2 tRNA genes and 3 rRNA genes are annotated in these 5,311 nt (G+C 53.4%); all 5 read right to left on the minus strand.

What is annotated here, in order from left to right:
* Positions 1-24: 24 nt before the first annotated feature.
* Positions 25-137 (minus strand): 5S ribosomal RNA (gene rrf, locus ACNQQL_RS35490).
* A gap of 186 nt (positions 138-323) precedes the next feature.
* A 23S ribosomal RNA gene (locus ACNQQL_RS35495) occupies positions 324-3,205 on the minus strand.
* Positions 3,206-3,498: 293 nt separating this feature from the next.
* Positions 3,499-3,574, minus strand: a tRNA-Ala gene (locus ACNQQL_RS35500).
* A gap of 41 nt (positions 3,575-3,615) precedes the next feature.
* A tRNA-Ile gene (locus ACNQQL_RS35505) sits at positions 3,616-3,692 on the minus strand.
* A 63-nt stretch (positions 3,693-3,755) separates the two neighbouring features.
* Positions 3,756-5,288: ribosomal RNA gene (locus ACNQQL_RS35510) — 16S ribosomal RNA — on the minus strand.
* The 16S, 23S and 5S rRNA genes sit together here with 2 tRNA genes alongside, the layout of an rRNA operon.
* Positions 5,289-5,311: the final 23 nt, after the last annotated feature.

Consider the following 5,311-nt stretch of genomic DNA (forward strand, 5'->3'; position numbering starts at 1 on the left):
GGGCGGGGGTTTCTGGCTAAGGGAGCCTGACGATTACCTACTTTCACACGGGAATCCGCACTATCATCGGCGTAGAGTCGTTTCACGGTCCTGTTCGGGATGGGAAGGGGTGGGACCGACTCGCTATGGTCATCAGGCAAAGAGGGTTGTTCTGCTGGCGTGGCCAACAGAACCAATCTGGGAAGAAGCAGTAATCTTGGGTTGTGAGCTGTATCTCACACGTACGCGGTACTTCAACCGTCGTACCGCCGAGTGCCTCGCACTCGACGTTCGACATTCGTAAAGCGCTGAAGCGCTAACGACTGTCGAAACAGACTTGTTATAGGATCAAGCCTTACGGGCAATTAGTATCAGTTAGCTGAACGCATTACTGCGCTTACACACCTGACCTATCAACGTCCTGGTCTCGAACGACCCTTCAAGGGGATCTAGTCCCCAGGGATATCTCATCTTAAGGCGAGTTTCCCGCTTAGATGCTTTCAGCGGTTATCTCTTCCGAACATAGCTACCCGGCGATGCCACTGGCGTGACAACCGGTACACCAGAGGTTCGTCCACTCCGGTCCTCTCGTACTAGGAGCAGCCCCCTTCAAATATCCAACGCCCACGGCAGATAGGGACCAAACTGTCTCACGACGTTTTAAACCCAGCTCACGTACCTCTTTAAATGGCGAACAGCCATACCCTTGGGACCGGCTACAGCCCCAGGATGAGATGAGCCGACATCGAGGTGCCAAACACCGCCGTCGATATGAACTCTTGGGCGGTATCAGCCTGTTATCCCCAGAGTACCTTTTATCCGTTGAGCGATGGCCCTTCCATACAGAACCACCGGATCACTATGACCTGCTTTCGCACCTGCTCGACTTGTCGGTCTCGCAGTTAAGCACGCTTATGCCATTGCACTATCAGCACGATTTCCGACCGTACCTAGCGTACCTTCGTACTCCTCCGTTACGCTTTGGGAGGAGACCGCCCCAGTCAAACTGCCTACCATGCACTGTCCCCGACCCGGATCACGGGCCAAGGTTAGAACCTCAAACAAACCAGGGTGGTATTTCAAGGACGGCTCCACCGAAACTAGCGTTCCGGTTTCATAGCCTCCCACCTATCCTACACAGATCGGTTCAAAGTCCAATGCAAAGCTACAGTAAAGGTTCATGGGGTCTTTCCGTCTAGCCGCGGGTAGATTGCATCATCACAAACACTTCAACTTCGCTGAGTCTCGGGAGGAGACAGTGTGGCCATCGTTACGCCATTCGTGCAGGTCGGAACTTACCCGACAAGGAATTTCGCTACCTTAGGACCGTTATAGTTACGGCCGCCGTTTACCGGGACTTCAATCAAGAGCTTGCACCCCATCATTTAATCTTCCGGCACCGGGCAGGCGTCACACCCTATACGTCCACTTTCGTGTTTGCAGAGTGCTGTGTTTTTATTAAACAGTCGCAGCCACCAGTTTATTGCAACCCCTTCACCCTCTGCGCGCAGGCGCATCAAGCTACAAGGGCGTACCTTATCCCGAAGTTACGGTACCAATTTGCCGAGTTCCTTCTCCCGAGTTCTCTCAAGCGCCTTAGAATACTCATCTCGCCCACCTGTGTCGGTTTGCGGTACGGTCATCGTTAGACTGAAGCTTAGAGGCTTTTCTTGGAACCACTTCCAATTGCTTCGCTCCCTAAGGAGCTCGCGCCACACCCTTGAATCCTGCGCCCGGATTTGCCTAAGCGCCTTCTCCAATGCAGCGACCGGGACTTCCAACACCCGGACAACCTTCCGCGATCCGTCCCCCCATCGCATCTAACAATGGTGCAGGAATATTGACCTGCTTCCCATCAGCTACGCATTTCTGCCTCGCCTTAGGGGCCGACTCACCCTACGCCGATGAACGTTGCGTAGGAAACCTTGGGCTTACGGCGAGGGGGCCTTTCACCCCCTTTATCGCTACTCATGTCAGCATTCGCACTTCCGATACCTCCAGCACGCTTTTCAACGCACCTTCGCAGGCTTACGGAACGCTCTCCTACCATGCGAGCATAGCTCGCATCCGCAGCTTCGGTATATAGCTTAGCCCCGTTACATCTTCCGCGCAGGACGACTCGATCAGTGAGCTATTACGCTTTCTTTAAAGGGTGGCTGCTTCTAAGCCAACCTCCTGACTGTTTTAGCCTTCCCACTTCGTTTCCCACTTAGCTATATTTGGGGACCTTAGCTGGCGGTCTGGGTTGTTTCCCTCTTGACACCGGACGTTAGCACCCGATGTCTGTCTCCCGTGATTGCACTCTTCGGTATTCGGAGTTTGCTATGGCGGGGTAATCTGCAATAGACCCCCCAACCATGACAGTGCTCTACCCCCGAAGGTGAGACACGAGGCACTACCTAAATAGTTTTCGGAGAGAACCAGCTATTTCCAAGTTTGTTTAGCCTTTCACCCCTATCCACAGCTCATCCCCTAACTTTTCAACGTTAGTGGGTTCGGACCTCCAGTACGTGTTACCGCACCTTCATCCTGGCCATGGATAGATCACTTGGTTTCGGGTCTACGCCCAGCAACTGAACGCCCTATTCGGACTCGCTTTCGCTACGCCTGCCCTATACGGTTAAGCTTGCTACTGAACGTAAGTCGCTGACCCATTATACAAAAGGTACGCCGTCACCCCTTACGAGGCTCCGACTGTTTGTATGCATGCGGTTTCAGGATCTATTTCACTCCCCTCCCGGGGTTCTTTTCGCCTTTCCCTCACGGTACTGGTTCACTATCGGTCGATCACGAGTATTTAGCCTTGGAGGATGGTCCCCCCATCTTCAGACAGGATTTCACGTGTCCCGCCCTACTTGTCGCACACCTAGTTCTTTCATACTGTTTTCGCCTACAGGGCTATCACCTGCTATGGCCGCACTTTCCAGAGCGTTCGGCTAACAATACAAATAAAGAGTGCAAGGCTCATCCCATTTCGCTCGCCACTACTTTGGGAATCTCGGTTGATTTCTTTTCCTGCGGTTACTTAGATGTTTCAGTTCACCGCGTTCGCTTCACTGGACCTATGTATTCAGTCCAGGATGACCCAAAAGGGCCGGGTTTCCCCATTCGGACATCTACGGATCAAAGCTCGTTTGCCAGCTCCCCGTAGCTTTTCGCAGGCTACCGCGTCCTTCATCGCCTGTGATCGCCAAGGCATCCACCACATGCACTTGTTCGCTTGACCCTATAACGAGTCTGTCTCTTCGACAGTCGTTACAGGTTGAGTTCTCGCGTTGTGCCGTATTCCAATTGAGTCAAACTTAGAGTTCGAATCATCTTGAGATACATCGATACAATCACAACCCGGATAACTTCCACGTCCATCTCAAGACGCTTCCGCTATCCAAATTACTTGCTTCTTCCAGATTGTTAAAGAACGACAGCCGATATGGTGTTACTCATATCACTCTGACTGGCTCAATCGCCAATGCAAAATTCTCGGTTCAGTGTCTGAACCAAGCCCTTAGCGTTGGTGATTGGTGGAGGCAGACGGGATCGAACCGACGACCCCCTGCTTGCAAAGCAGGTGCTCTCCCAGCTGAGCTATGCCCCCATGTGTACAGAGACCTCAGGTACCCACATACCGCCAGACAATGGTGGGTCTGGTTGGATTCGAACCAACGACCCCCGCCTTATCAAGACGGTGCTCTAACCGACTGAGCTACAGACCCCTGAGTCTGTCTTTAATTTACAGCCGATAAGCGTGAGCGCTCAACTTCGCGAGATAGCTCTGGAAAGGAGGTGATCCAGCCGCACCTTCCGATACGGCTACCTTGTTACGACTTCACCCCAGTCATGAATCCTACCGTGGTGACCGTCCTCCTTGCGGTTAGACTAGCCACTTCTGGTAAAACCCACTCCCATGGTGTGACGGGCGGTGTGTACAAGACCCGGGAACGTATTCACCGCGGCATGCTGATCCGCGATTACTAGCGATTCCAGCTTCATGCACTCGAGTTGCAGAGTGCAATCCGGACTACGATCGGTTTTCTGGGATTAGCTCCCCCTCGCGGGTTGGCAACCCTCTGTTCCGACCATTGTATGACGTGTGAAGCCCTACCCATAAGGGCCATGAGGACTTGACGTCATCCCCACCTTCCTCCGGTTTGTCACCGGCAGTCTCCTTAGAGTGCTCTTGCGTAGCAACTAAGGACAAGGGTTGCGCTCGTTGCGGGACTTAACCCAACATCTCACGACACGAGCTGACGACAGCCATGCAGCACCTGTGCGCCGGTTCTCTTTCGAGCACTCCCGCCTCTCAGCAGGATTCCGACCATGTCAAGGGTAGGTAAGGTTTTTCGCGTTGCATCGAATTAATCCACATCATCCACCGCTTGTGCGGGTCCCCGTCAATTCCTTTGAGTTTTAATCTTGCGACCGTACTCCCCAGGCGGTCAACTTCACGCGTTAGCTACGTTACTAAGGAAATGAATCCCCAACAACTAGTTGACATCGTTTAGGGCGTGGACTACCAGGGTATCTAATCCTGTTTGCTCCCCACGCTTTCGTGCATGAGCGTCAGTATTGGCCCAGGGGGCTGCCTTCGCCATCGGTATTCCTCCACATCTCTACGCATTTCACTGCTACACGTGGAATTCTACCCCCCTCTGCCATACTCTAGCCTGCCAGTCACCAATGCAGTTCCCAGGTTGAGCCCGGGGATTTCACATCGGTCTTAGCAAACCGCCTGCGCACGCTTTACGCCCAGTAATTCCGATTAACGCTCGCACCCTACGTATTACCGCGGCTGCTGGCACGTAGTTAGCCGGTGCTTATTCTTCCGGTACCGTCATCCCCCGGCTATATTAGAACCAAGGATTTCTTTCCGGACAAAAGTGCTTTACAACCCGAAGGCCTTCTTCACACACGCGGCATTGCTGGATCAGGCTTTCGCCCATTGTCCAAAATTCCCCACTGCTGCCTCCCGTAGGAGTCTGGGCCGTGTCTCAGTCCCAGTGTGGCTGGTCGTCCTCTCAGACCAGCTACTGATCGTCGCCTTGGTAGGCCTTTACCCCACCAACTAGCTAATCAGCCATCGGCCAACCCTATAGCGCGAGGCCCGAAGGTCCCCCGCTTTCATCCGTAGATCGTATGCGGTATTAATCCGGCTTTCGCCGGGCTATCCCCCACTACAGGACATGTTCCGATGTATTACTCACCCGTTCGCCACTCGCCACCAGGTGCAAGCACCCGTGCTGCCGTTCGACTTGCATGTGTAAGGCATGCCGCCAGCGTTCAATCTGAGCCAGGATCAAACTCTTCAGTTTAAACCTGTTACTGTTTTCGGTTC

This window comes from Burkholderia sp. LFS061 (assembly GCF_047978125.1).
GTDB classification, from domain to species: Bacteria; Pseudomonadota; Gammaproteobacteria; order Burkholderiales; family Burkholderiaceae; genus Burkholderia; species Burkholderia pyrrocinia_C.